The organism is Mycobacterium sp. (genome assembly GCF_052145595.1).
In the GTDB taxonomy this organism is placed as follows: Bacteria; Actinomycetota; Actinomycetes; order Mycobacteriales; family Mycobacteriaceae; genus Mycobacterium.
Genome location: NZ_JBKQOI010000069.1, coordinates 1 through 24,742 on the forward strand (window position 1 = coordinate 1; position 24,742 = coordinate 24,742).

The window sequence follows — 24,742 nt, forward strand, 5'->3', positions numbered from 1 at the left end:
TGCAAGAACTTGAACCGGTGGTCGAGAAGAACCTGAACCGGCACCTGAGCATGCATAAGGACTGGAACCCGCACGACTACATCCCATGGTCGGACGGCAAGAACTTCTATGCGCTCGGCGGGCAGGATTGGGATCCCGAGCAGTCCAAGCTCTCCGACCTCGCCCAGGTGGCGATGGTGCAGAACCTGATGACCGAAGACAACCTGCCGTCGTATCACCGCGAGATCGCGATGAACTTCGGCTTGGACGGCCCCTGGGGCCAGTGGGTCAACCGGTGGACCGCCGAAGAGAACCGGCACGGGATCGCGCTGCGCGACTACCTGGTGGTGACCCGCGCGGTCGACCCGGTCGAATTGGAGAAGCTACGCATCGAGGTGGTGAACCGCGGCTTCAGCCCGGGCCAGAACCACCAGGTTCGAGACGACCTGTTCGCCGAGAGCCTGTTCGATTCGGTCATCTACGTCACGTTCCAGGAATTGGCGACCCGGATTTCGCACCGCAACACCGGTAAAGCCTGCAACGAGACCATCGCCGACCAGTTGCTGGCCAAGATCTCGGCCGACGAGAACCTGCACATGATCTTCTACCGTGATGTCAGCGAGGCCGGGTTTGAGGCTGCGCCCAATCAGGCGATGAAGTCGCTGCACAAGATCCTGCGCAACTTCCAGATGCCCGGCTTCCAGGTGCCCGAGTTCCGCCGCAAAGCCGTGTTCATCGCCGTCGGCGGCGTATACGACATCCGCATCCACCTCGACGAGGTCGTCATGCCGGTGCTGAAGAAATGGCGGATCTTCGAACGTGAGGACTTCACCGGTGAAGCCGCCGCGCTTCGTGACGACCTGGGGGTGCTGATCAAGGAACTCGAGGCAGCCTGCGACAAGTTCGAGGTGTCCAAGCAGCGCCAACTCGAGCGGGAAGCCCGCACCGGCAAGAAGACGACGGCATTCGAACTGCATAAGACCGCAGGCAAGCTGGTCTTCAGCCGTCGGTAGCCCGGCCTTGCGCATCGGTCCGATCACGCTCGCCAGCCCGGTCGTGCTGGCCCCGATGGCCGGCGTGACCAACGTCGCATTCCGGACGCTGTGTCGTGAACTAGAACAGTCGAAGGTCGGCACAATCAGCGGACTCTACGTCTGCGAGATGGTGACCGCGCGTGCGCTCGTCGAGCGCCATCCCGTCACGATGCACATGACGACGTTCTCTCCGGACGAGTCGCCGCGCTCGCTGCAGCTCTACACCGTCGACCCCGCCACCACCTACGCGGCCGCCAAGATGATCGCGGACGAAGGCTTGGCCGACCACATCGACATGAATTTCGGATGCCCGGTGCCCAAAGTCACCAGGCGCGGCGGAGGGGCGGCGCTGCCGTTCAAGCGGCGGCTGTTCGGCCAGATCGTCGCCGCGGCCGTGCGTGCCACCGAAGGCACCGAAATACCGGTCACCGTCAAGTTCCGCATCGGCATCGACGACGAACACCACACCCACCTGGATGCCGGCCGCATCGCCGAAGCCGAAGGGGCCGCCGCGGTCGCCCTGCACGCCCGCACGGCGGCTCAGCGCTATTCCGGCATCGCCGATTGGGAACAGATCGCGCAGCTCAAGCAGCATGTGCGGACGATTCCGGTGCTCGGCAACGGCGACATTTACGATGCCAGTGACGCGCTGACGATGATGGCCAGCTCCGGATGCGACGGCGTCGTCATCGGCCGTGGCTGCCTGGGCCGGCCGTGGCTCTTCGCCGAGCTGTCCGCCGCGTTCACCGGCAGCCCACCCCCGGCCCCTCCCACGCTCGGCGAGGTCGCCGACATCGTCCGCCGGCACGGCCAGTTGCTGGCCGCGCATTTCGGCGAAGACAAGGCCATGCGCGATATCCGCAAACACGTCGCCTGGTACCTGCATGGCTTCCCGGCCGGATCCGAGTTGCGGCGGGCGCTGGCGATGGTCAAGACGCTCGATGAACTCGACTCCCTGCTCGACCGGTTGGACGGCGCTGTCCCGTTTCCGGACGCGGCGACCGGCCCTCGGGGCCGGCAGGGTTCACCCGCCCGCGTGGCCCTGCCCGAAGGCTGGCTGACCGACCCGGACGACTGCACGGTGCCGGCCGGGGCGGACGTCATGCACTCGGGTGGCTGAGCCGGAACAGGCGCGAAATCGCGTCCGGAGCGATAACTCAGTACGATGTGAGCCTTGCTGCATTGCGCTTGGGCGGCGGTCGTTTCTCGGTGCCGCTGCACGAGCGCGACGAACGCCGTGCGACCCACGGGTAGCGCGGGTTGCAGCGCTGATAATGGCAGCGCTGCGCTGATACGTGCGCACGGACACCCCTAACGTCCGCATCAGAGCTTCGGAGGCCGGTAGGACATGAGTGACGGCGGCAATGACGCCACTCTTGACCCTCGGCGCACCCCCGGCGCGGGCAACGGCCAACCGGCCACCCCAAACCCGCAGCCGGCGCAGGGGGCCGCGCCGTGGGAGCGGTTCTCGAAACCGCCCTCCGATCACGACGTTCACCGCTGGCAGGCCGAGCAGGGCCTCGAGACCTCCCCGGAGCCCGACGTCGCGCCCCCCGTCGAGCCTATCGAATCCCAAGGATCCCAAGCAGCCGAAGGCGGAAAGGCCGGATGTCACACCAGCGGGGGACTCACCGTCGCTGACTTGATCGCCAAGGTCGGCGCCCAGATCAATGACCGGACCAGTCACCATCACGTGGCCTCCGACGCCGAAACTTCCGAGGATGCGTCGGAACTGCCCGTTGACCAGCAGGACACACAGGTAATCGAGACCCGGGCCTACTCGCTCGACGTCGTCTCGGAGATTCCCGACCTCGCCGACTACCCGAACGACGACGAGTCCGAATCCGGCGCGATCGAGGTGCCGACCACGTCGCGCCGGCTGCTGCGGACGCGCAGCCGGGCGTCGTCCGCCCAGGCCACTGACGGGGCGCCGGAGGCGCGCGACCCGAAACCCAAACGGCGCCATCGCCCGATCCTGCTGGCCGGGCGCTCGCTGGCGGCACTGTTCGCCGTGCTCGCACTGGCCCTGACGGGTGGGGCATGGCAGTGGAGCGCGTCGAAGAGCGCGCGGCTCAAAACCATCAGCGCGCTCGACCCGAACTCGAGCGACATACGCGACCCCAACGGGCAGTACGGCGACGAAGACTTCCTGATCGTCGGGATCGACTCACGCGCCGGGGAAAACGCCGATATGGGCGCCGGCACCACCGATGATGCCGATGGCGCTCGGTCGGACACCGTGATGCTGGTCAACATCCCGGCGAACCGCAAACGCGTGGTCGCGGTGTCCTTCCCCCGCGATCTGGCGATCACCCCGTTCCAATGCGAGGCCTGGAATCCAGACACCGGCAAGTACGGGCCCATCTATGACAAGAAGACCGGGACCCGGGGTCCCAAGATGGTCTACACCGAGACCAAACTGAACTCAGCGTTCGCCTTCGGCGGTCCGAAGTGTCTGGTGAAGGAAATCCAGAAGCTGTCCGGTTTGAGCATCAACCACTTCATCGCGGTCGACTTCGCCGGATTCGCGAAGATGGTCGATGCTCTGGGCGGGGTCGAGGTGTGCAGCAGCACCCCGCTGCATGACTACGAACTGGGAACGGTCCTGGAACACGCGGGACGCCAAGTCCTCGACGGGTCAACCGCGTTGAACTATGTGCGGGCTCGCCAGGTGACCACCGAGACCAACGGTGACTACGGCCGCATCAAACGCCAGCAGTTGTTCTTGTCGTCGCTGCTGCGGTCGCTGATCTCCGAGGACACGTTGTTCGACCTCAACAAGCTCAACAACGTCGTGAACATGCTCATCGGCGACACTTTCGTCGACAACGTCAAGACCAAAGACCTGGTGCAACTCGGACAGTCGTTGCAGGGTATGGCGGCCGGGCACATCACGTTCGTTACCGTGCCGACCGGCGTCACGGATCAGAACGGCGATGAGCCGCCGCGCTTGGACGATATGCGGGCGCTTTTCGATGCCATCATCAACGACGACCCGCTGCCGGAGGAAAACGACCAGAACGCAAAGAGTTTGGGAACATCTCCTAACTCGGGCCCGGCCTCCGGGCAGACGAATGCGCCCACCACCAAGAAGGCGCCGACGCCCACCGCGACCCCCGAGCCTCTGCACCAGCAGGTCACCACGACCTCGCCGCGGGATGTCACGGTGCGGGTCTCCAACGCGACCACGCAGAGCGGTCTGGCGACGACCGCAACCAGCCAGCTCAAGAAGAACGGCTTCAATGTGATGACGCCGGACGATTATCCGAGTTCGGTGAACACCACGACGGTGTTGTTCTCGCCGGGCAACGAGCAGGCCGCGGCAACGGTGGCGTCGTCGTTCGCCAATGCAAGGGTCCAGCGGGTTTCCGGATATGGGCAGGTCGTGCAGGTGGTGCTCGGCCCGGACTTCAACGCGGTCACCACTCCCGCACCCAGCGGCTCGTCGATGAGCATGCAGATAGAACGCGGCTCCGGCAACGCGCCGGCCAAGCTGCCCGAGGATCTCACCGTTACCAACGCCGCCGACACCACCTGCGAGTAACCACATTTGGCGCCGCCGCGCCCAACTTTTTCGGCGCCGAGAACGTAGGCTAAGCGGCATGCGGACCGCATACCATGAGCAGCTCTCCGAACTGTCCGAGCGGCTCGGCGAAATGTGCGGGCTGGCAGGGATGGCCATGGAGCGGGCAACCCAAGCCCTGCTACAGGCCGACCTGGTGCTGGCCGAACAGGTAATCTCCGACCACGAAAAGATTGCGACGCTGAGCGCCCAAGCCGAGGAGAGCGCCTTCGTGCTGCTGGCGTTGCAGGCGCCGGTCGCCGGCGATCTCAGGTCTATCGTCAGCGCGATCCAGATGGTGGCAGACATCGACCGGATGGGCGCGCTGGCCCTGCACGTCGCCAAGATCGCCCGCCGACGGCATCCCCAGCATGCGCTGCCCGAAGAGGTCAACGGCTATTTCGCCGAAATGGGCAGAGTCGCAGTCGAATTGGGCAATAGCGCACGAGAGGTGGTGTTGTCGCGCGACCCGGAGAAAGCCGCCCAGATCGCCGAAGAAGACGACGCCATGGACGATCTGCACCGCCACTTGTTCACGGTGCTGATGGACCGGGAATGGAGACACGGCGTGGCGACCGCCGTCGACGTGACGTTGCTGGGCCGGTTCTACGAACGCTTCGCCGACCATGCGGTGGAGGTGGCGCGGCGCGTCATCTTCCAGGCGACCGGCGCACTTCCCGACGACGAGAAGAGATAGCCGCCGCTAGCCGAACCGGCCGGAGATGTAGTCCTCGGTCGACTTCTGGGACGGGTTGGAAAAGATCTTCTCGGTGTCGTCGATCTCGACCAGCCGGCCGGGCTTTCCGGTGGCTTCCAGGTTGAAGAAGGCCGTCATATCACTCACCCGGGCGGCCTGCTGCATGTTGTGGGTGACGATGACGATCGTGTATTCCTGCTTCAACTCGCTGATCAGTTCTTCGATGGCCAGCGTCGAGATCGGGTCCAGCGCGGAACACGGCTCGTCCATCAGCAACACATCGGGTTGCACGGCGATGGCCCGCGCGATGCACAACCGCTGCTGCTGCCCCCCGGACAATCCGCCGCCGGGCTTGTCCAGCCGGTCCTTGACCTCACCCCACAGGTTGGCACCGCGCAGTGAGTGTTCGGCCGTCTCATCGAGCAGCTTGCGATTGCGCACGCCCTGCAGCTTCAAGCCGGCTACCACGTTGTCGCGAATCGACATGGCGGGGAATGGGTTCGGCCGCTGGAACACCATCCCGATCGCCCGGCGTACCCCGACCGGGTCGACACCCGGGCCGTAGATGTCTTGATCGTCGAGTAGTACGCTGCCCTCGACCCGGCCGCCGGGGATGACCTCATGCATCCGGTTCAGCGAGCGCAGCACCGTCGTCTTGCCGCAGCCCGACGAGCCGATGAACGCTGTCACGCTGCGGGGCAGAATGGATAGCGTGACGTCCGCGACCGCTTTGAACGACCCGTAGTAGATGTTGACGCCTTTGAGGTCCAACCGCTTGGCCACTTGAATGCTCCTGCCTACGACTTCCTGGGGGCACAGATTCGCGCGATCAACCTGGCCCCGATATTGATGACGGCGATCATAAGAATGAGGGTTAACGCCGCGCCCCACAACCGCTCCGTGGGAATGGGGCTGACGCCCGCGCCTGCCGACGTCTGGTTGTACATCATGCCGGGTAGCGATCCCATGAACCCGCGGAAAACGTTGTAGTTCATCGACTGGGAATAACCGACGAGGATCAGCAGAGGCGCCGTCTCACCCATCACTCTGGCCACCGACAGCATGACCCCGGTGATGATGCCGGACAGCCCGCTGGGAATGACGATTCGCACAATGGTTTTCCACTTCGGGATCCCGAGCGCGTAACTGGCCTCACGCAGGTCAACCGGAACGATCCGCAGCATCTCCTCGGTGGCCCGCACGATCACCGGCAGCATCAACAAGACCAGTGCCAACGACGCCGCCAACTGGGAACGGGGAAGCCCCAGCGTCGCCACACACAGTGCGTAGATGAACAACGCCGCCACGATCGAGGGCACCCCGGACAGGATGTCCACCATGAAGCTGGCCAACCTGCCCAGCGGGGTGCCGCCACCGTATTCGACCAGATAGATCGCCACCATGATGCCGATCGGGACCGAGATGACGGCGCATACCAGCCCCTGCAGCAACGTGCCGACGATCGCGTGGTAGGCGCCGCCGCCGGCGACGAATGCCGTCATACCCGCCTGCGAATGCGTCCACCACTCGGTGGACGCGATTGCCTTGGACCCCTTGGCGATGACCGAGCCCAGCACCATCACCAACGGCGTCAGGGCGATCACCATCGACAGCGTCACAAACACGGTCGCAACGATGTTCACCAGCCGACGACGCCGGCCGAGCCCCGAGAAGGTCCGCGCCTTGAGGGGGCGATCCAACATGGAGGTCATCGGCCGCCTCGTGTGCTCTCGGCTCCGACAACAGCGCCCCGTGCCAGGGCGTCGATCAGGAAGGTGAGCACGAAAAGGACCAGTCCCGCGGCGATATACGCGCCGGACTTGTATTGATCACCGAATTCCGACGCGGTGGCCGCGATCTTGGTCGCGAAGGTGGAGCCGCCGTCGAACAACGACCAGCCGAACGCGGCTTGGGTGCCCCGCAAGATGATCAGCAGCGCGAGCGTCTCGCCCAGGGCGCGGCCCAGGCCGAGCATCGCGCCGCTGATGTATCCGGACCGCCCGAATGGCAGCACGGTTGTCGTGACCACTTCCCAGCGGGTGGCGCCGAGTGCCAGCGCGGCCTCGATCTGGTCCTGCGGTGTCTGGATGAACACTTCGCGCGTGACCGCGGTGATGATCGGCAGGATCATCACCGCCAACACGATCCCGCCGGTAAAGATCGTGCCGCCACCGGCCAGCGACGTGTTGCCACTGGCGAACAGGAAGCACCAGCCCAATGTGTGATTCAGCCAGGTCGCGATGGGTCGCAGCTGCGGTGCCAGTACGTGCAGGCCCCACACGCCGTAGACGATCGAGGGAACCGCGGCCAGCAGGTCGACCGCGTAGGCCAGCCCACCGGCGACCCGCCGCGGCGCGTACTGCGTGATGAAGATGGCGACGCCGAGGGCGATCGGCATAGCCACGATCAATGCGAACAACGACACGAACACGGTCACCTGCGCCAGATCACGGATGCCGAAGTGCATCGCCGAAGTATCGGTGGTGACCCAGTTGCCGCCGTAGGTGAAGAAGTTCTCCCGATTGCGCTTCAACGCCGGTACCGCACGTAGCAGCAAGAATGCGCCGATCGCGGCGATCAGGACAACGATCAGGACACCCGAACCCCGCGCCAGCCAACGAAATACGCGGTCGCCGATGCGCGGCTGGGCGCGCCCCCACGGGCTGATGGGTATCACCGGCGACTCGGGAAAGGGCGCAGCGACGACTGCACCCGAACCCGCGGCGGATGGGTCTGGCGTTGTCACTGTGATCCCAGCACAGTTCTGCTGTCGCTCCTTAAACCCACTGGTTACTGCATGGCGTTGATCGCGGTAACCAATCGCTCCTTGACTTTATCCGGCAGCGGAACGTAACCGGCGGACGAAAGGCCGGCCTGCCCGTTGTTGGCTGCCACGGTGAGGAACGACTTGATCGCGGTGGTGGTGTCCGGGTTGTAGCCCTTCGAGCACACGATCTCGTAGGTGGCCAGCACCAACGGGTAGGTGCCCGGTTGCTGCGCGGTGTACATAGAGTCCAGATCCAGCACCAGGTCGTTGCCGTCGGCCACGAAGCCGGCCGTCTTGATGGCGTTGCTGGCTGTGTCGTTGGTCAGCGGGACCACGCCGTTGCCGGTGTCGATTTGGGCGTAGGGCACACCGGCTTGATCAGCAAAGCCTTTCTCGACGTATCCGATGGCGCCCGCTGTGGCCCGCACGGCCTGAACCACACCGGCCGACTTCGCGGCCCCTTCGCCGACACCGCCCTGAAACTCGGTGCCGACTCCTCTGGTCCAGCTTTGCGGTGCGGCTGCCGTGAGATATTTCTGGACGTTGTCGGTGGTTCCCGACGAGTCCGACCGGTAGATCGGCACGACCTTGGTGGCGGGCAGCGCTACACCGGGATTGAGTGCCGCCAGTATCGGGTCATTCCAGACCGTGATCTTGCCGCTGAAGAGCTTGGCCAGGGTGTCGCTGCTGACCACCAACTCCTGAACGCCCGGCAGGTTGTACACCAGCGCGACCGGCCCGAACACCAGGGGCAGGTCCCACGCCGGGTTTCCGTCACAGCGTTTGGCAGCTGGGCCGATCTGATCGGCGACCAGCGGCGAGTCGGCTCCCGCGAAGTCGATGTGGCCGGCGATGAACTGCTCACGCCCGGCGCCTGACCCAGTCGGGTTGTACGACACGACCTTGCCCGGGCAGTACTGTTCCCACACCTGATTGAACAATGCGATCGCGTTCTGTTGCGCGGTCGAGCCTTCCGCCGTCAGGTCGTTTTTGCCGCCACATCCCGCCGCGCCGGCGGGTCCCGAGTTAGTTGTGGCCGGACCGCCGCCGCGGTTGTTGTCGCTGCCGCACGCGGTCAACGCCCCAACGCTGACCGCCATCGCCAACGCCACTGCCGCCACCGCCCTGCGCTTCGTGTCGAGCCTCACCGATCTCGCTTTCTAACGAATGCCGGTGCCACTGGCCATCCCCCCGGCGAGGTTGCCAAATCACCGCGAAAGTATGCGATGTTGCAGCCAACAGAAGCGCCTGGATATGAATGCAGAGTGAACAATCAGAGTCCACACCGCTTTCGGTCAGCCTGCGGCGGCCACTGACGCGTACGCGGTGTCGACGCTGTAGGCGGTGAAGCCCAAACGTTGGTAGGTCCGCACCGCGGCGACGTTGTCCGACTCCACGTAGAGCATCACTGTGGGTTCGGCCGAACCGGCCAGCCGGGCTCCCAGCGATCGAATACCGACCGCCGTCAACATCTGGCCCAGGCCACCGCCCTGCGCCGACGGGTCGACGCCCACGACGTAGACCTCGCCCAGGCCCGGTTGATCGAGGTGCACTTTGGTCCAGTGGAAGCCCAGCAGCCTGCCCGCCTGATCGCTGCCGGAGGCGCCGAACGCCAGGAACAAGCCCGCCGGGTCGAACCACGGCTCGGCACGCCGCTCCGCGAGCTCGACGTCGGTCCAGCCGCCCTGTTCGGGGTGTTCGGCGAACGCGGCGTTGTTGACCCGCAGCAGCTCAGCGTCGTCGGCCGTGCCCTCGTAGGTACGGATCTGTACCGCGGGCACCGCGGGCACCGGGTCGGGGGTGTCACGCAGCGAGCGTCGCATCTGCACCAGTTCGCGCACCGGGACCAGAGCCAGCGCGGAGGCGGTCGCCCGGGCCGGCTCCAGCGTGCCGTGCGCCCAGAATTGGTTGTGCCCGCCGGTCTTGGCCAATGCGGCGCGCCCCAGGGCCGCGCCAATACCGCGCCGGCGGGAGTGCGGGTGCACCACCAATTCCGCCATTGCCGCACCGATGTCGCTCGGCGGGCTGAGATTGAGGTAGCCAATGATCGCGTCGGCGCTCTCTTTTGCGGCGCCCGGCAAAGAACCAGCGATCACCAGGTGCTCAGTGCGGTCGTGCCCGAGTTCGCGCAGTACCTGTTCGCCGACCGGTGCGACCCCATCGAATTCGGTTGCCGCCATTACAAGTTCGCGCACTTCCCGCTGCTCTTCGGCGGTGAGTGCGGCGCGCCAGTCGGGCGAGATCACTGACTGCGTAACGGATCGACCAGCGGGTCGTGCAGATCCTCAGAGTCGGACTCGTCGTCGTCGGCGCCGTCGTGTTCCGCAATCGGCGCTCGGCCACGCGCCGGCCGCACGGCCTTGTAACCCACGTTGCGCACCGTGCCGATCAACGCCTCATATTCGGGGCCGAGCTTGGCCCGCAGTCGACGCACGTGCACATCGACAGTGCGCGTGCCGCCGAAGAAGTCATATCCCCACACTTCGTGCAGCAGCTGTGCTCGAGTGAACACCCGGCCGGCATGCTGGGCCAGATATTTCAGCAGCTCGAATTCTTTGTAGGTGAGGTCAAGCGGGCGGCCCCGCAGCCTCGCGGTGTAGGTGCCTTCGTCGATTACCAGCTCGCCGAGGCTCACCTTGCCGGCGCTTTCCTGGTCGGCCAGCCCGCCGCGGCGGCCGACCACCAGCCGTAGCCTGGCGTCGATCTCGGCGGGCCCGGTACTGGGCAGCAGGATCTCGTCCAGCCCCCAATCGGCGCTGACCGCTACCAGACCTCCTTCGCTCACCACGGCCAGGACGGGCACCGACCGCCCCGCCGTGCTCAACAGGCGGCAAAGACCGCGCGCGGACGACAGGTCGGTGCGCGCGTCGACGAGAACGGCATCTGCGGTCCCGGCCTCCAGCAACGACGATGGTTCCGGTGGCGCCGTCCGGACGGTGTGGGGAAGCAGCGACAAGGACGGCAGAACCGGGTCAGGATGCAGCTCAGAGGTCAGCAGTAATAGCTCCAACAAGCCCCTCCAGCTCGTGGGTAACGGCATCTCCCAAATTCAAAACGCCACAAGGCGTTAGTTGCCAGGTCATCTAACGATAACGTGCCACCTGCTTTTTTGGGACCGCGTATGGGGCAGTGTGAGCCTCGCCACCGCATGGCCAGGGATGGAGCGGTTGCCGGAGGTTAGGCCACAATAGCCGGATGCGCAGGGTGCTGATCGGTGTGATGGCGGCGGCGATCGCACTGGCCGTCATCGTCTTCGGTGCTGTCGGCGTCGACTACGGCACCAGCATCTACGTCGAATACCGACTGTCAACCAATGTCCGAAAAGCGGCGAATCTGGGCTCGGACCCGTTCGCGGCCATCCTGGCTTTTCCGTTCCTCCCGCAAGCGATGCGCCGCCACTACAACCAGCTAGAGATCAAGGCCAACGCCGTCGATCACGCGATCGTCGGCAAGGCCACCCTCGAGGCCACGATGCATTCGATCGACCTGACCTACGCGTCCTGGCTGATCAGGCCCGATGCGAAGCTCCCGGTAGGTGAGCTGGAGAGCCGCATCATCATCGACTCGAATCACCTGGGCCGCTATATGGGCATGAGCGACCTGATGGTTGAGGCACCCCCCCAGGAAACCAACGACGCCACCGGCGGCACCACCGAGTCCGGCATCTCCGGCAGCCACGGGCTGGTATTCAGCGGCACGCCGAAATCGGCCGATTTCGACCACCGGGTCAGCGTCTCGGTAGACCTTTCCATCGCCCCGGATGACCAGGCGACACTGGTGTTCACACCCACCGGCGTCCTCACCGGACCCGACACCGCCAACCAAACCGTTCCGGACGACAAGCGCGAGGCGGTGCTGCACGCCTTCAGCGCCAGGCTGCCCGATCAGCGGCTCCCGTTCGGGGTGGCGCCGCATACCGTGGGGGCGCGCGGCTCCGACGTCATCATCGAAGGCATCACCTACGGAGTAACCATCACGCTCGAAGGGTTTAAGCAATCATGATCCGCACCGACGACGATGCAGAGCGAAGCGATGAGGAGGAGCGGTGCAGATGACCGGAGCCGACGACGATGCAGAGCGAAGCGATGAGGAGGAGCGGCGCAGATGACCACTGTCGTAATCGCGACCGTTGCGGCGCTCATCGTGGCAACCCTCGCCGGATGGCTGCTGACCCGCCGCTCGGGAAATATCCGCGAGATTCATCCGGAATCGGCTCAGGACGCCGACGGCAATGAAGTTGACAGCGCCGCTCTGGGCCTTTCCCGTAGCGGGCCGACCGTCGTGCATTTCAGCGCCCCGTGGTGCGGACCGTGTGATCGAGTTCGACGGGTAGTGGGCCAGGTCTGCGAGGACCTCGGCGACGTAGCCCACGTCGAGGTCGACCTGGACGCCAATCCTGCTACCGCCCGGCGGTTTTCGGTGCTTTCGCTGCCAACCACGTTGATCTTCGATGTCGACGGACGGCAGCGATACCGGGCCTCCGGAGTACCCAAGGCCGCCGACCTGCGCTCGGCGCTGGAACCGCTGTTGGCTTGAGCACTGTGTCATTGGGTAAGCTTGCCGACGTGTCAGCCCGCCTCGAGCCCATGCTCACCAAGCGTCGCGCAGTCGATCTGTGCCGCATCGCGGGTTGTTGCTGTTGCTGTAGCTGCTGAGTAGCGGCGCGCCTGCGCGCACTCGGAGCAGCTTCGGAGCCCTACCGCGGCGTGCCTCCATCCGTTTTCCGCGCAACAAGATTCTTAGGAGTAGTACCGTGCCGAGCAGCAACACCGCCCCGCAGCCCGACCAAGTCGACGTTCGTGGACCCAGGTTCGCCGCCTGGGTTACGACCGCGGTCTTGGTCCTCGCACTCGTCGTTTCAGCCGCCAGTCCGCCGGCGGCTGCGGTCATTCTCGGCGTGCAGGCCGTGATTTTTGCCATAGGTGCCAGCGGCGGGCCGCGCCAGCACCCCTACGGACGGGTGTTCGCCGGCGTCGTGGCGCCCCGGCTAGGGCCCGTCAAGGAGCGGGAACCGGTCGCACCGCTGAAGTTCGCCCAGCTCGTCGGCCTGATCTTCGCGGTCGTGGGCGCTGCCGGATTCGCCACCGGTGCTTTCTTGGTAGGCGTCGTCGCCACCGCGTTCGCGCTGGTGGCCGCGTTCCTCAATGCGGCCTTCGGCATCTGCCTGGGGTGCCAGATCTACCCGCTGGTAGCGCGCTTGCGACCCGCGTCCCGTCCCGTTTAACCCGGCATTCGTCAGAAGCAATCGAAAGGATCGAAACCATGGCACGCTCCGACGTCCTGGTCTCCGCGGACTGGGCTGAGAGCAATCTTGACGCCGAAAACGTCGTCTTCGTGGAAGTGGACGAGGACACCAGCGCTTACGACACCGGCCACATCGCCGGCGCGATCAGGCTGGACTGGCGCACCGATTTGCAGGACCCGGTCAAGCGCGACTTCGTCGACGCGCAGCAGTTCTCCAAACTGCTGTCCGACCGGGGCATATCCAACGACGACACCGTGATCCTCTATGGCGGCAACAACAACTGGTTCGCCGCCTACGCGTACTGGTATTTCAAGCTGTACGGCCACGAGAAAGTCAAGCTGCTCGACGGCGGCCGCAAGAAGTGGCAGCTCGATGGGCGCCCGCTGTCCACCGGCGCGGTCACCAGGCCGGCCACCTCCTACACCGCGGCCCCGCCGGACAACAGCATCCGGGCCTTCCGGGACGAGGTCATCGCGGCCATCAGCGTCAAGAACCTCGTCGACGTGCGCTCCCCCGACGAGTTCTCCGGCAAGATCCTCGCGCCGGCGCACCTTCCGCAGGAGCAAAGCCAGCGACCGGGCCACATCCCCGGCGCGATCAACGTCCCGTGGAGCAAGGCCGCCAACGAGGACGGCACCTTCAAGTCCGATGAGGAGCTGGCCAAGCTGTACGCCGACGCCGGTCTGGATGGCACCAAGGAAACCATCGCGTACTGCCGAATCGGGGAACGTTCGTCACACACTTGGTTCGTTTTGCAGGAATTACTCGGGCATAAAAACGTCAAGAACTATGACGGCAGTTGGACGGAATACGGCTCCCTGGTGGGCGCCCCGATCGAGTTGGGAAGCTGATATGTGCTCTGGACCGAAGCAAGGGCTGGCATTGCCCGCCAGCGTCGACCTGGAGAAGGAAACGGTGATCACCGGCCGCGTGGTGGACCGTGACGGCCAGACGGTGGGTGGCGCGTTCGTCCGCTTGCTGGACTCGTCGGACGAGTTCACGGCCGAGGTGGTTGCATCGGCCACTGGTGACTTCCGGTTCTTCGCCGCGCCGGGATCCTGGACGGTTCGTGCTCTGTCCCCGGCCGGCAACGGCGACGCCGTGGTGACGCCGTCCGGCGCGGGCATCCACGAGGTGGACGTCAAGGTCGCCTGACGACCCGACCGGGGTAACCCGGGGAATCCCCGGGACGAATAGACTCGTGCCCGTGGTGCTCTTTTTCGAGATCATGCTGGTCGTGTCGGTCGTGCTTATTTCATGGTTCGCGCTGTACACGCTCTACCGGCTCATCACCGACGAATCGTGACCCGCGGCGAGGACCCTCAAGCACCGGCGGGGTCTGGGGGCTTCAGCGACCGCGCGGTAGCTGCCGCGGCCGAACGCGCCAAGGTGACCGCGGCCCGCAACATCCCCGCCTTCGACGATCTGCCGGTTCCCGCCGACACCGCGAACCTACGCGAGGGCGCCAGCCTGAACGACGCGCTGCTGGCACTCCTGCCGCTGGTTGGCGTGTGGCGCGGCGAAGGCGAGGGCCGCGGAAACGACGGCGACTACAGGTTCGGCCAGCAAATCGTGGTCTCGCACGACGGTGGCAACTACCTGAATTGGGAAGCCCGGTCCTGGCGACTCGACGATACGGGCAACTACCAGGAGCCGGGCTTACGCGAAAGCGGCTTCTGGCGCTTTGTCAGCGACCCCGACGACCCGACGGAGTCCCAGGCGATCGAGTTGTTGTTGGCGCATTCGGCCGGTTATATCGAATTGTTCTACGGGCGGCCACGAACACAGTCGTCGTGGGAGTTGGTGACCGACGCGCTGGCCCGCAGTCGGTCGGGCCTGCTGGTCGGTGGCGCCAAGCGGCTCTACGGCATCGTCGAGGGCGGCGACCTGGCTTACGTCGAGGAACGGGTGGACGCCGACGGTGGGCTGGTGCCGCATCTGTCGGCGCGGCTGTCGCGGTTCGCCGGATAGTGGCCAGGAGCGGGGAGCTGATGACATGGAGCGGCCCCCGAGCAAAGCTCACGGTTGGACTGACCGGAAACTCGGGGGCCGGGTGGCTACGGGGAATTCGCCAGCGTGCGTACAACGCCGACTCTTCCGAGCCAATGCAGCTAGCGCGTAGCCACCTCACATGTCCATGAAGCTATCAATTTCGCGGACCACCTCCTTCCCTGTGTACGGCCGACCGTACCCGCCATCCTGCGAGCCCACAACAGAATTCAGCGCCTAGCGATCGCTGACGATCGCCGCGTCGACCAGTTCGGCGAAGTCAGCGGCCATCGGGGATCGAGGCAGTGGCCGACCGTCGAGCGTGTGCACGCGGGCCGCCAGGGTCATGCTTGATACCAGCCAGATCCCTTGGGCGGCATGCAGGTCCGCGATCCGCAGGGCGCGATAGTCGCAGTCATAACCCTTGGCGCGGGCCACCTCGAAGAGAGCCTGCTGCGTGGTGCCGCGCAGGATCGGATACCACGGCGGCGGTGTCAGCAGGCACGAATCGGTGGTGATCACCACCGTCGAGCGTGGGCCTTCCAAGATGTAGCCGTCGGAGCTGACGAAGATGACGTCACCGGCGCCCTGGCGGGCGGCATGTCGCAGCGCGGCCATATTGACCGCGTAGGACAGTGTTTTGGCGCCGGCCAGCAGCCACGGCATCGCATCGATACCGGTGGCGGGCAATCCGCGGTCCAGGGTGACCGCCGCGACCCCGTCGCGACGAACGGCGGTCACCCGTTCGGGAACGGGGCTGACCATGACATAGGCCGTCGTTGCCAAGTCGCTTTCGCGGCCGCGGCTGTAGATCAAGCGCATCGCGCCTTCCTCGGCGGTGCTTGCGGCCCAGTGCCGCGTGGCCACGTCGATCGCGCGCCGCCAACTCGGGAAGTCCGGCGCCGGCAGGTCGGTGAACTTGGCCGACTGGGTCAGCCGCCGCAGATGCAACTCGATTAGGCAGGCCCCTCCGTCGCGGATGAGCAGCGTCTCGAAGATGCCGTCGCCGCGAACCGCCGCGAGGTCGTCGGCGTGCAGGAGTGGCGTCCCCGGCGGATGAATCTCGCCGTCCAGCGTGACGACCACACCCATCTGGCCCGACATGGACAACGAGCCTATCGGGTCGACAGTTGGGGGCTCGATGGTCACGCCAGCGTGACGCTGGGGCGACAGCCACCCCAGCGTGACGTTCAGCGAAGGACGGTGCCGGGTCCGTAGAGTTGACGTGTGAACCGCGCCGGCGACGATGCAGAGCGAAGCGATGAGGAGGAGCGGCGCACATGACTGCAGTCCCCGCACCCGATCCCGGACCCGACGCGGGCGCAGTCTGGCATTACGGCGATCCGCTGGGCGAGCAGCGCACGGCCGAAACGGACGCGGTGCTGGTGGACCGCTCGCACCGCGGGGTGCTCACGCTGACCGGCGGCGACCGGCAGACCTGGCTGCACAGCATCTCCACCCAACACGTCAGCGAACTCCCCGAGGGCGCCAGCACACAAAATCTCAGCCTCGACGGCCAGGGCCGGGTCGAAGACCACTGGATCCAGACCGAGCTGGGCGGCATCACCTACCTCGACACCGAACCGTGGCGGGGCGACCCGCTGCTGGCGTACCTGCGCAAGATGGTGTTCTGGTCCGAGGTCACCCCGGCTAGCGCCGACGTGGCGGTGCTGTCGCTGCTGGGTCCGTGGCTGGCTGACCGGGCAGTGCTCGACGCGCTCGGCCTGGATGCTCTGCCCCCGGTGCAGACCGCAGTTCCCCTCGTCGGCGGTGGCTTTGTGCGACGGATGCCCGGCGCCCCGACCGGGCAGATCGAAGTCGACCTGCTGGTACCGCGCGGCGAGTCGGCCGCCTGGCAGAGCCGCTTGGCGCAGGCCGGCGTGCGGGCGGCTGGGGTGTGGGCCTACGAGGCTCACCGGGTGGCAGCGCTGCGACCGCGACTCGGCGTCGACACCGATGAGCGCACGATCCCACACGAAGTGGGCTGGATCGGTGGTCCCGGTGAGGGGGCCGTGCATCTGGACAAGGGTTGCTACCGCGGGCAAGAGACTGTCGCGCGGGTGCACAACCTGGGTAAGCCGCCCCGGATGCTGGTCCTGTTGCACCTCGATGGATCGGTGGAGCGGCCCGCGACGGGTGATGCGGTGCTCGCCGGCGGTCGCGCCGTCGGACGGCTCGGAACCGTCGTCGAGCACGTGGATCTCGGCCCGGTGGCGCTGGCGCTGGTCAAGCGTGGCCTGCCGGCCGACACCGAACTGGCAACCGGCCCGGAGGCCGCCGTCGCCGCGGCAATCGATGCCGACTCCGTGCCGTCCACCGAGCGCATCGGCGCGGGACGGTTAGCCGTTGAACGGTTGCGGGGCGGTGCGAGATAATCGGCGATGAAGTCCGCCACAGCGGGCAGGGGCCGCCGACGCCCGACCGCGAAGCACGTTAAACTGTCGGCAGGACAATAAAGAGACCAAGAGATCGGAGCCGCCTACTTGTTAGGCCGCTCCGTTATTGCGCGAGGGGGTTCCCCCATGGGCCGCGGCCGGGCTAAGGCAAAGCAGACCAAGGTTGCACGAGAACTCAAATACAGTTCCCCGCAGACCGACTTCCAGCGGCTTCAGCGCGAGCTGTCAGGAACGGGCACCGAAGAACCCGCCGAGCTGGACGACTCAGACGATTCAGGCCCGGGCGATTCATGGGATGACCGGGACGACTGGCGCCGCTAGAACTCACGCAACTGTGCCGATGCGCTTCGCATCGGCACAGTGCTAGTCCCGGCTAGTCCCAGCCGGTTCCAGCCGTTTAAAACCTCGGGTGTTGCCCGACCAATGTGGCCCGCGGGCCTTCTTTTCCGCCCTTGCCGACGGTGCCCAGCACCCAGCAGTCCAGATGCCGGGCGGTCAAGATGGCCAACGCGCGGTCGGTGTCCTCCGGAGCGACGACGGCGACCATGCCGACGCCCATGTTGAACGTCTTTTCCATCTCCTCACGCGCGACCCGGCCACGCTGGGCGATCATGGCGAACACCGGTGCGGGCGTCCACGTGCCGCGGTCGATCTCGGCGACCAGCCCGTGCGGGATGACGCGTTGCAGGTTGCCGGCCAGCCCACCGCCGGTGACGTGGCAGAACGTCCGGACATGGGTTTCGGCGGTCAGCGCGAGGCAGTCTTTGGCGTAGATCCGGGTGGGTTCCAGCAGCTCTTCACCCAGGGTGCGGCCGAACTCCTCGACATAACCCGCGAGGTTCATCCGATCGATCTCCAGCAGGACCGCGCGGGCCAGCGAGTATCCGTTGGAATGCAGACCGGAAGAACCCAGCGCGATGATGACGTCGCCGGGTTTGACGCGGTCGGGCCCTAGCACCTCGTCGGCCTCGACGACACCGACACCGGTTGCCGAGATGTCGTAGTGGTCCGGCTCCATCAGACCGGGGTGTTCGGCGGTTTCGCCGCCCAGCAGCGCGCAGCCGGCGCGCATGCACCCCTCGGCGATACCGCTGACGATCGCGCTCAGGCGTTCTGGCACCGTCCGGCCGACCGCGATGTAGTCCTGCAAGAACAGGGGCTCGGCGCCACAGACCACGAGGTCGTCGACCACCATCGCGACGAGGTCGAGGCCGACGGTGTCGTGCTTGTCCATCGCCTGAGCCACCGCCAGCTTGGTGCCGACGCCATCGGTGGAGGCCGCGAGGACCGGCTCGCGGTAGCCGCCACGCAGGGCGAACAATCCGGCGAAACCGCCCAACCCGCCCCGCACCTCAGGTCTGGTGGCCTTGGTCGCCAGCGGTTTGAACAGGTCGACGGCGCGCTCACCGGCTTCTATGTCCACCCCGGCCGTCGCGTAGGTGATGGCCTGGCTGCCCGGTTCTCGTCCGGGGCTTTTTCCGGGATCCGTCATCGCGATAAAGGCTACCGGGCGCCGCTCACCGCCGGTATCAAACGTCTTTGAAGTTCTTGACGTGCTCCCCGGATTGAAAATCCGGGGATGCCCGTTGCGGCTTACGCCGCTGTTGGAGTGCTTCCTGCTTCATCGCCCCGAACCTCCCGAGTGGTGGGAGGACTTACCGAGGCTCGACAGGCGTTTAGTCTCTCCGCCCGCCCGGCGGCGAGAATGACTTTGGCGGCGTTGTGGTCGCGGTCGTGGACTGCCCGGCACGCAGGGCATGTCCACTCCCGAATCTGCAACGGGAGTTCGTCGAGCACACGCCCACACCCTGCGGCCGAGCAGGTTTTGCTCGACGCCAACCAGCGTGACACCGAATGTACTGTGCGCCCGTAGCGGTCGGCTTTCTCGCCGATGATCCGCACGAACTGCCCCCACCCCGCGTCGCTGATGGCGCGGGCGAGCCGGCGATTAGCGACCATGCCCACGATGTTGAGGTCCTCGACGTGGATAACTTGGTTCTCGCGTACCAACGCCAAAGCCTGCTTGTGGTGATAGTCCCGCCGTGCCCGCGCCACCTGGTTGTGGGCGATAGCGACCTTTCGCCGGGTCTTGTCCCGGTTGTTCGATCCTTTCTGCCGGCGGGACTTCTCCCGCTCCAACCGTGCGAGTTTGCGTAACTTGCGACCCAAATGCTTCGGGTTTTCTACGTCGGTGCGTTGCCCTTCGGTGTCGGCGACCGTCGCTAACCGGGTGATCCCCACGTCCACTGCGGCTTCCCGCTGCGTTACCGGCAGTGGTGTGGGCTCGATGTCGACGACGAAGCTGGCGTAGAAATGCCCGTCCGGTTCGCGGATCACCGTGACCGACGAAGGTTCGCTTGGCAGCTCGCGTGACCAGCGCACCCGCACCTCGCCGACCTTCGCCACAAACAACCGGCCATTGGGCTTGAGGTTGAATCCGTTGCGTGTAAGCCGGAACGACTGCCGGCGATCCTTGCGGGATTTGAACCGTGGCCGGCCAACCTTGCGACCCTTGCGTTTCCCGGCAGCCGAGTCGAAGAAGTTGCGCCATCCCCTGCGGGAATCGTTCACCGACTGCACCAAAGCCACGCTGGGCACCTCGGCCAGCCAGCCTCGTTCGGGGGTGGTCTTCGCCTGCGTAATGACACGTCGCTGAATCTCGCTGCCCGATAGCTTCTCCCCGGCCTGGTAAGCGTCGTCGCGGACCCGCAGTGCGTCGTTGAACACCACCCGACAGCACCCGAACACCCGTGCCAGCATTGCAGCTTGGGCAGGTGTCGGTTCGACGCGGTATCGGTAACGCACCAGCACAACCACACCGTAGAGGCACCCACCGACATTGCAGCAGACCTACCGGCGATCCCGCCACAGCGTGTGTCTGTGCTGCATGCGCACCCGGTGTTCGTGGCCAAATGCCGCCGTCCGGTGTTCACCGGCGAAATGCTGTCCTGCTGCGAATACACCATGCGCACCGGGTGCGCCGAATTGGACGTCGAGCTGGTCGAGTTCAACAGCGAGGTCGACCACGTAGACCTGCTCGTCGCCTACCCGCCAACCCTGGCTATCTCAAGCCTGGTGCAGCGGCTCAAGGCCGCACCGCCTACCCGGTCCGGCGCGAATACACCGGAGTCTGTGTCCGCGCCCGCATGCGCAGACACCTGGGGTCGCCGTGCTACTTCGCGTCTCTTGCGGAGGTGCACCGTCGTCGATCATCAAGCAATACATCGACGGCCAAGCCCGACCACTTTGAACTCCGGGCTAGCCCGGCGACAAACGAGATGGGCTAATCCCAGACTGAAGTCTGAGGCTTGCGCCCCAAGATTCTCGTCAGCGCACGACGGGTATTTCATCGGGCGCCAGGTTGTCGAGTCCGGCTCCGCGCGCGGCGTTGGCGAGCATGTGCTCGACGACGTTCTTGCCCAGCGCCGTCTCGCTGGGCAGCTCGATCGGGTACTTGCCGTCGAAGCAGGCGGTGCAGAGCCGCGACGCGGGCTGCTCGGAGGCCGCGACCAGGCCCCGCAGCGAGATGTAGCCCAGCGTGTCGGCCCCGATGGCGTGCCGCACCGCTTCGAGCATCTCCTCTTTGTCTTGGACGGCGTTGGCGATCAACTCGGCCGGCGACGGGAAGTCGATGCCGTAGAAGCAGGGCCATTTCACCGGCGGCGAGGCGATGCGCACGTGCACTTCGACGGCACCGGCCTCGCGGAGCATGCGCAGCAGGGCGCGCTGGGTGTTTCCCCGCACGATTGAATCGTCGACGACGATGAGCCGTTTGCCGCGGATCACCTCACGAAGCGGGTTGAGCTTCAACCGGATGCCGAGCTGGCGGATGGTCTGTGACGGCTGGATGAATGTGCGCCCGACGTAGGCGTTCTTCATCAGACCCTGCCCGTATGGGATGCCGGACTCCTGCGCGTATCCGACCGCGGCGGGGGTGCCCGATTCCGGAACGCCGATGACCAGGTCGGCGTCGACCGGGCATTCGCGGGCCAGCCGACGGCCGATGTCGACCCGGGTGGCGTGCACGGACCGGCCAGCAAGCGTGCTGTCGGGCCGCGCCAGGTAGACGTACTCGAAGACGCAGCCCTTGGGGGTGGGGTTGGCGAATCTGGTAGAGCGCACACCATCGGCGTCGATCGCCAGCAATTCGCCTGGCTCGATGTCGCGGACGAACGAGGCGCCGACGATGTCGAGCGCGGCCGTCTCGGAGGCCACCACCCAGCCGCGATCCAGCCGTCCCAGCGAAAGTGGCCGCACCCCATGCGGATCGCGGCACGCATACAGCGTGTTCTCGTCCATGAACGTCAGGCAGAACGCTCCGCGCACCGTCGGCAGCAGTTCCAGCGCGGCCTGTTCCAGGGTGGAATCTGCCGCGCCGTGAGCCAGCAGCGCGCCCAGGATGTCAGAATCCGTCGTCGCCGGGGCCGGGCATCGGGTGCCGATCAACCCCGCGTCGCGGGCACGCGCGGCGAGCTCAGCGGTGTTGACCAAATTCCCGTTGTGCCCCAACGCGACCCCGGTGCCGGCCGCGGTGTTCCGGAACACCGGCTGGGCGTTTTCCCACGTCGTGTCTCCCGTGGTGGAGTAGCGGCAGTGCCCGATGGCGACGTGGCCGTGCATCGCCGCCAGCGTTTGCTCGTCGAACACCTGGCTGACCAGGCCAAGGTCTTTGAAGACCAGCACCTGGGACCCATCGGCGACGGCGATACCCGCGGCTTCCTGACCGCGATGCTGCAGCGCGTACAGGCCGTAGTAGGTGAGCTTGGCAACTTCCTCGCCCGGGGCCCAGACCCCGAATACGCCACACTCTTCCCGGGGGGAGTTCAGGTCCTGCTCGGGCTCCTGGACGGTCACGGTTCGGCGGCTCCCTGGCGAACGATTGGTGACGTAACGGAGTCTACGGGCACGACGGCCGCGGCGCCGAATCCGTCGGGCGTGTTGAGCACCCAAAAACCATCCGCTCAACCCTAAACCTGCAGTTCAGAGTTATATTCAGCTCACAGCTACAAGCGGCAGCGAGTGCTCTATTTCACTGGCCCGGGAGCCAGACAGCGTCAGTGCGCCGGAGGTCTTCGCCTGGTCCAACCGCAACAACCCGGTGGCCAGGAGTAGCCACGTTCGCGGATCGGTCTCCACGACATTGGGTGGCGTGCCGCGGGTGTGCGCGGGACCGGAAATGCATTGCACCGCGGCAAACGGGGGGATCCGGACCTCGACGCTGCCGCCGGGCGCCACCACGGCCAGGGTGCGCGCGGTGAGCCGAACCGCCGTTGCCAGAGCGTCCCGGTCGGGCGCCGGACGAGATTCGTCACGCAACCAGTCGGCGACCGCCAGCACCGCCTGCCGAGTCTTTGCCGGATCGGCTCTCTGACGGGCGGCCATACCTTAGGGTCTCACCATCATGCAGCGTCATCGCTTGGGGGCGCGGCCACCGTACAAGACCGTCGGCCTCGTGACGATCGTGGTCACGGGGCTCGTCGGGTTTCTCCTGTACGGGCGATTCCGGGGCGAATTCACACCGAAAACGACGTTGACGATGGTGGCACCCCGGGCCGGCTTGGTGATGGACCCCAGTTCCAAAGTCACCTACAACGGGGTCCAGATCGGGCGAGTGTCTAGCATTTCCGAGACCACCCGTGACGGCAGGCCGGCCGCCAAGGTGGTACTGGATGTCACTCCGAAATACCTCAAGCTGGTTCCGGCCAACGTGGCGGCCGCCGTCAAGGCAACCACGGTGTTCGGCAATAAGTACGTTGCTCTGACCTCGCCGAAGAACCCCGCGGCGCAATCGATCACGCCTTCGACCGTGATCGACGCGACCTCGGTGACGACCGAGTTCAACACGCTGTTCGAGACGCTGACCTCGATCGCCGAAAAGGTCGATCCGGTCAAGGTGAACCTGACGCTCAGCGCGGCCGCACAGGCACTGACCGGGTTGGGTGAAAAGTTCGGCGCCTCGCTGATCAACGGCGACACCATCCTCGATGACCTGAACCCGCAGATGCCCAGCATCCGCGCCGACATTCAGCGGTTGGCGGCCCCGGGTGACACCTACGCCGACGCCGCACCATACTTGTGGGACGCACTCGAACGTGCGGTGACCACAGCGCGCACGCTCAACCGGCAGCAGGGCGATCTGGATGCGGCGTTGCTGGCGGCGGCGGGAGCGGGCAACACCGGCGCCGACGTTTTCGGGCGAGGCGGCCCGTACCTGGCGCGTGGGGCCGTCGATCCGGTTCCCACCGGCCAGCTGCTTGACGAGTACAGCCCCGAAATCTTTTGCACCATCCGCAATTACCACGACGTAGCACCCAAGATCTATGCCGACCTCAGCAACAACGGCTACTCGCTGGGGGCACATTCGGGCGGTGCGATCGCGGGGGCGCCCAACCCTTACGTCTGGCCGGAGAACTTGCCGCGTACAAACGCCAGGGGCGGACCCGATGGGCGACCGGGCAGCTGGCAGAAGATCACTCGAGCACTGTGGCCGGCGCCTACGCTGGTGATGGACACCGGCGCGAGCATTGCCCCCCACAACCACTTAGAACTCGGTTCACCGCTCGTCGTCGATTACGTGTGGGGGCGCCAAGTGGGCGACTACACCATCAACCCCTGAAGAGGCCCAGTGACAGCCGAACACTTCCCCGCTCCCGAGTCTGCCGCCCGCACCGCTGCCGTCGCGCGTCGGCTGGTGACGCTCGCGATGACCGCGGCGATCCTGTCCCTGGCCGGCTGCGGCGACTCCGGAGAGGATTCAGAAACCGGCGCGTCGGATACCGGCCGTCGCGCCTCGGCTGCCGATCCGGCATGGCATGGTGTGGCGACAACGGTGACCGGATCAACGCGACGATCGGCGGGCTGGGGACCTGCGGCGACGGCGCGCGGCGAGCAGCTTCGCCATTGAACAAGATGTGACACTGTTGCAACGGCAAGGTTGCCGTCAGATGTCCAAGAAATCACTAAATGGGCTGCGTTGCAAGAGGTGTCGTTCTACCGGCACCATGTATACATAGCCCAGGTTGGCCAGGGGCCTTCGCCCCGTACCGACGCTCAACCTGGGGGATTCTCCCGGT

26 protein-coding genes and 1 pseudogene are annotated in these 24,742 nt (G+C 65.8%); 16 read left to right on the forward strand and 11 right to left on the reverse strand.

Annotation, left to right across the window (positions count from 1 at the left end):
• From ACLP4W_RS04815 to phoU, 4 genes are all read left to right on the forward strand, one after another.
• Window positions 1-992, forward strand: a 992-nt coding sequence (locus ACLP4W_RS04815; protein WP_442384644.1) for an acyl-ACP desaturase, incomplete at its 5' end; no start/stop codon positions are given.
• A gap of 7 nt (window positions 993-999) precedes the next feature.
• A complete protein-coding gene (gene dusB / locus ACLP4W_RS04820) occupies window positions 1,000-2,133 on the forward strand; it encodes a tRNA dihydrouridine synthase DusB (RefSeq protein ID WP_442384646.1) in 1,134 nt (377 codons plus the stop codon).
• A gap of 228 nt (window positions 2,134-2,361) precedes the next feature.
• Window positions 2,362-4,557 carry an LCP family protein gene (locus tag ACLP4W_RS04825; RefSeq protein WP_442384648.1) on the forward strand — a complete coding sequence of 732 codons (2,196 nt, stop codon included), beginning with the start codon at window positions 2,362-2,364 and terminating at the stop codon, window positions 4,555-4,557.
• A 58-nt stretch (window positions 4,558-4,615) separates the two neighbouring features.
• Window positions 4,616-5,272: a phosphate signaling complex protein PhoU gene (phoU, locus tag ACLP4W_RS04830; RefSeq protein ID WP_442384650.1), complete on the forward strand. Its 657-nt coding sequence runs from the start codon at window positions 4,616-4,618 to the stop codon at window positions 5,270-5,272.
• Between the two features lie 6 nt (window positions 5,273-5,278).
• Here phoU and pstB read toward each other — a convergent pair whose 3' ends face one another.
• From pstB to ACLP4W_RS04860, 6 genes are all read right to left on the reverse strand, one after another.
• Window positions 5,279-6,055 carry a phosphate ABC transporter ATP-binding protein PstB gene (gene pstB, locus ACLP4W_RS04835; protein WP_442384652.1) on the reverse strand — a complete coding sequence of 259 codons (777 nt, stop codon included), beginning with the start codon at window positions 6,053-6,055 and terminating at the stop codon, window positions 5,279-5,281.
• Window positions 6,056-6,069: 14 nt separating this feature from the next.
• Complete coding sequence (gene pstA / locus ACLP4W_RS04840; protein WP_442384654.1) at window positions 6,070-6,984, reverse strand: phosphate ABC transporter permease PstA; 915 nt, start codon at window positions 6,982-6,984, stop codon at window positions 6,070-6,072.
• Window positions 6,981-8,018 carry a phosphate ABC transporter permease subunit PstC gene (pstC, locus tag ACLP4W_RS04845; RefSeq protein ID WP_442384656.1) on the reverse strand — a complete coding sequence of 346 codons (1,038 nt, stop codon included), beginning with the start codon at window positions 8,016-8,018 and terminating at the stop codon, window positions 6,981-6,983. Before pstC ends, pstA begins: the two co-directional genes overlap by 4 nt.
• 44 nt (window positions 8,019-8,062) lie before the next feature.
• A complete protein-coding gene (gene pstS, locus ACLP4W_RS04850) occupies window positions 8,063-9,139 on the reverse strand; it encodes a phosphate ABC transporter substrate-binding protein PstS (protein WP_442384727.1) in 1,077 nt (358 codons plus the stop codon).
• 195 nt (window positions 9,140-9,334) lie between these two features.
• Window positions 9,335-10,285: a mycothiol synthase gene (gene mshD, locus ACLP4W_RS04855; RefSeq protein ID WP_442384658.1), complete on the reverse strand. Its 951-nt coding sequence runs from the start codon at window positions 10,283-10,285 to the stop codon at window positions 9,335-9,337.
• Window positions 10,282-11,052, reverse strand: a complete 771-nt coding sequence (locus ACLP4W_RS04860) for a winged helix-turn-helix transcriptional regulator (RefSeq protein ID WP_442384729.1) — start codon at window positions 11,050-11,052, stop codon at window positions 10,282-10,284. The genes mshD and ACLP4W_RS04860 overlap by 4 nt, the downstream gene beginning before the upstream one ends.
• 182 nt (window positions 11,053-11,234) lie before the next feature.
• On the opposite strand from ACLP4W_RS04860, the gene lmeA reads away from it, so the two are divergent.
• From lmeA to ACLP4W_RS04895, 7 genes are all read left to right on the forward strand, one after another.
• Entirely contained in the window at window positions 11,235-12,041 is an 807-nt protein-coding gene (gene lmeA / locus ACLP4W_RS04865; RefSeq protein ID WP_442384660.1) for a mannan chain length control protein LmeA, read from the forward strand.
• Window positions 12,042-12,143: 102 nt separating this feature from the next.
• Window positions 12,144-12,575, forward strand: a complete 432-nt coding sequence (locus tag ACLP4W_RS04870) for a thioredoxin family protein (protein ID WP_442384662.1) — start codon at window positions 12,144-12,146, stop codon at window positions 12,573-12,575.
• A gap of 29 nt (window positions 12,576-12,604) precedes the next feature.
• Window positions 12,605-12,694, forward strand: coding sequence for an Ms5788A family Cys-rich leader peptide (locus ACLP4W_RS04875; protein WP_414686096.1), 90 nt, complete (start codon window positions 12,605-12,607; stop codon window positions 12,692-12,694).
• Between the two features lie 98 nt (window positions 12,695-12,792).
• Window positions 12,793-13,263 (forward strand): DUF4395 domain-containing protein, encoded by a 471-nt coding sequence (locus ACLP4W_RS04880; RefSeq protein ID WP_442384664.1) that lies wholly within the window; start codon window positions 12,793-12,795, stop codon window positions 13,261-13,263.
• Window positions 13,264-13,301: 38 nt separating this feature from the next.
• Window positions 13,302-14,135 (forward strand): sulfurtransferase, encoded by an 834-nt coding sequence (locus ACLP4W_RS04885; protein ID WP_442384666.1) that lies wholly within the window; start codon window positions 13,302-13,304, stop codon window positions 14,133-14,135.
• Window position 14,136: 1 nt separating this feature from the next.
• Window positions 14,137-14,439 carry a DUF1416 domain-containing protein gene (locus tag ACLP4W_RS04890; protein WP_442384668.1) on the forward strand — a complete coding sequence of 101 codons (303 nt, stop codon included), beginning with the start codon at window positions 14,137-14,139 and terminating at the stop codon, window positions 14,437-14,439.
• A gap of 147 nt (window positions 14,440-14,586) precedes the next feature.
• Window positions 14,587-15,255 (forward strand): FABP family protein, encoded by a 669-nt coding sequence (locus ACLP4W_RS04895; RefSeq protein ID WP_442384670.1) that lies wholly within the window; start codon window positions 14,587-14,589, stop codon window positions 15,253-15,255.
• Window positions 15,256-15,510: 255 nt separating this feature from the next.
• On the opposite strand, the gene ACLP4W_RS04900 is transcribed toward ACLP4W_RS04895, so the two are convergent.
• A complete protein-coding gene (locus ACLP4W_RS04900; protein ID WP_442384731.1) occupies window positions 15,511-16,359 on the reverse strand; it encodes an aminodeoxychorismate lyase in 849 nt (282 codons plus the stop codon).
• A gap of 194 nt (window positions 16,360-16,553) precedes the next feature.
• Between ACLP4W_RS04900 and ygfZ the strand changes: the two genes are divergently transcribed.
• Both ygfZ and ACLP4W_RS04910 read left to right on the forward strand, forming a co-directional pair.
• Entirely contained in the window at window positions 16,554-17,648 is a 1,095-nt protein-coding gene (gene ygfZ, locus ACLP4W_RS04905) for a CAF17-like 4Fe-4S cluster assembly/insertion protein YgfZ (RefSeq protein WP_442384673.1), read from the forward strand.
• Window positions 17,649-17,795: 147 nt separating this feature from the next.
• Window positions 17,796-17,990 (forward strand): DUF3073 domain-containing protein, encoded by a 195-nt coding sequence (locus ACLP4W_RS04910; protein ID WP_442384675.1) that lies wholly within the window; start codon window positions 17,796-17,798, stop codon window positions 17,988-17,990.
• A 76-nt stretch (window positions 17,991-18,066) separates the two neighbouring features.
• Here ACLP4W_RS04910 and purM read toward each other — a convergent pair whose 3' ends face one another.
• Entirely contained in the window at window positions 18,067-19,161 is a 1,095-nt protein-coding gene (gene purM / locus ACLP4W_RS04915) for a phosphoribosylformylglycinamidine cyclo-ligase (RefSeq protein WP_442384677.1), read from the reverse strand.
• Between the two features lie 101 nt (window positions 19,162-19,262).
• Window positions 19,263-20,480 (reverse strand): RNA-guided endonuclease InsQ/TnpB family protein, encoded by a 1,218-nt coding sequence (locus ACLP4W_RS04920; RefSeq protein ID WP_442384679.1) that lies wholly within the window; start codon window positions 20,478-20,480, stop codon window positions 19,263-19,265.
• Window positions 20,481-20,594: 114 nt separating this feature from the next.
• On the opposite strand from ACLP4W_RS04920, the pseudogene ACLP4W_RS04925 reads away from it, so the two are divergent.
• Window positions 20,595-20,705: pseudogene (locus ACLP4W_RS04925) on the forward strand (IS200/IS605 family transposase); the annotation flags it as partial.
• A gap of 291 nt (window positions 20,706-20,996) precedes the next feature.
• Here ACLP4W_RS04925 and purF read toward each other — a convergent pair.
• Both purF and ACLP4W_RS04935 read right to left on the reverse strand, forming a co-directional pair.
• The gene (gene purF, locus ACLP4W_RS04930; RefSeq protein WP_442384681.1) at window positions 20,997-22,523 is read right to left on the reverse strand and encodes an amidophosphoribosyltransferase; all 1,527 of its coding nucleotides are present in this window, start codon (window positions 22,521-22,523) and stop codon (window positions 20,997-20,999) included.
• A gap of 138 nt (window positions 22,524-22,661) precedes the next feature.
• Window positions 22,662-23,051, reverse strand: a complete 390-nt coding sequence (locus ACLP4W_RS04935) for a sterol carrier family protein (protein WP_442384683.1) — start codon at window positions 23,049-23,051, stop codon at window positions 22,662-22,664.
• Window positions 23,052-23,070: 19 nt separating this feature from the next.
• Here ACLP4W_RS04935 and ACLP4W_RS04940 point away from each other — a divergent pair, with 19 nt between their 5' ends.
• Together ACLP4W_RS04940 and ACLP4W_RS04945 are read left to right on the forward strand one after the other, a co-directional pair.
• Window positions 23,071-24,285 carry an MCE family protein gene (locus tag ACLP4W_RS04940; RefSeq protein WP_442384685.1) on the forward strand — a complete coding sequence of 405 codons (1,215 nt, stop codon included), beginning with the start codon at window positions 23,071-23,073 and terminating at the stop codon, window positions 24,283-24,285.
• Window positions 24,286-24,294: 9 nt separating this feature from the next.
• Entirely contained in the window at window positions 24,295-24,573 is a 279-nt protein-coding gene (locus ACLP4W_RS04945; RefSeq protein ID WP_442384687.1) for a hypothetical protein, read from the forward strand.
• The last annotated feature ends 169 nt before the right edge of the window (window positions 24,574-24,742 follow it).

What these genes read in the sequence shown, in the direction of transcription:
- ACLP4W_RS04825 (WP_442384648.1), top strand. Translation starts at nt 2,362, where the DNA reads ATGAGTGACGGCGGCAATGACGCCACTCTTGACCCTCGGCGCACCCCC.
- phoU (WP_442384650.1), top strand. Translation starts at nt 4,616, where the DNA reads ATGCGGACCGCATACCATGAGCAGCTCTCCGAACTGTCCGAGCGGCTC.
- pstA (WP_442384654.1), bottom strand. Translation starts at nt 6,984, where the DNA reads ATGACCTCCATGTTGGATCGCCCCCTCAAGGCGCGGACCTTCTCGGGG.
- pstS (WP_442384727.1), bottom strand. Translation starts at nt 9,139, where the DNA reads ATGGCGGTCAGCGTTGGGGCGTTGACCGCGTGCGGCAGCGACAACAAC.
- lmeA (WP_442384660.1), top strand. Translation starts at nt 11,235, where the DNA reads ATGCGCAGGGTGCTGATCGGTGTGATGGCGGCGGCGATCGCACTGGCC.
- ACLP4W_RS04870 (WP_442384662.1), top strand. Translation starts at nt 12,144, where the DNA reads ATGACCACTGTCGTAATCGCGACCGTTGCGGCGCTCATCGTGGCAACC.
- ACLP4W_RS04885 (WP_442384666.1), top strand. Translation starts at nt 13,302, where the DNA reads ATGGCACGCTCCGACGTCCTGGTCTCCGCGGACTGGGCTGAGAGCAAT.
- ACLP4W_RS04890 (WP_442384668.1), top strand. Translation starts at nt 14,137, where the DNA reads ATGTGCTCTGGACCGAAGCAAGGGCTGGCATTGCCCGCCAGCGTCGAC.
- ygfZ (WP_442384673.1), top strand. Translation starts at nt 16,554, where the DNA reads ATGACTGCAGTCCCCGCACCCGATCCCGGACCCGACGCGGGCGCAGTC.
- ACLP4W_RS04910 (WP_442384675.1), top strand. Translation starts at nt 17,796, where the DNA reads ATGGGCCGCGGCCGGGCTAAGGCAAAGCAGACCAAGGTTGCACGAGAA.
- purM (WP_442384677.1), bottom strand. Translation starts at nt 19,161, where the DNA reads ATGACGGATCCCGGAAAAAGCCCCGGACGAGAACCGGGCAGCCAGGCC.
- ACLP4W_RS04935 (WP_442384683.1), bottom strand. Translation starts at nt 23,051, where the DNA reads ATGGCCGCCCGTCAGAGAGCCGATCCGGCAAAGACTCGGCAGGCGGTG.
- ACLP4W_RS04940 (WP_442384685.1), top strand. Translation starts at nt 23,071, where the DNA reads ATGCAGCGTCATCGCTTGGGGGCGCGGCCACCGTACAAGACCGTCGGC.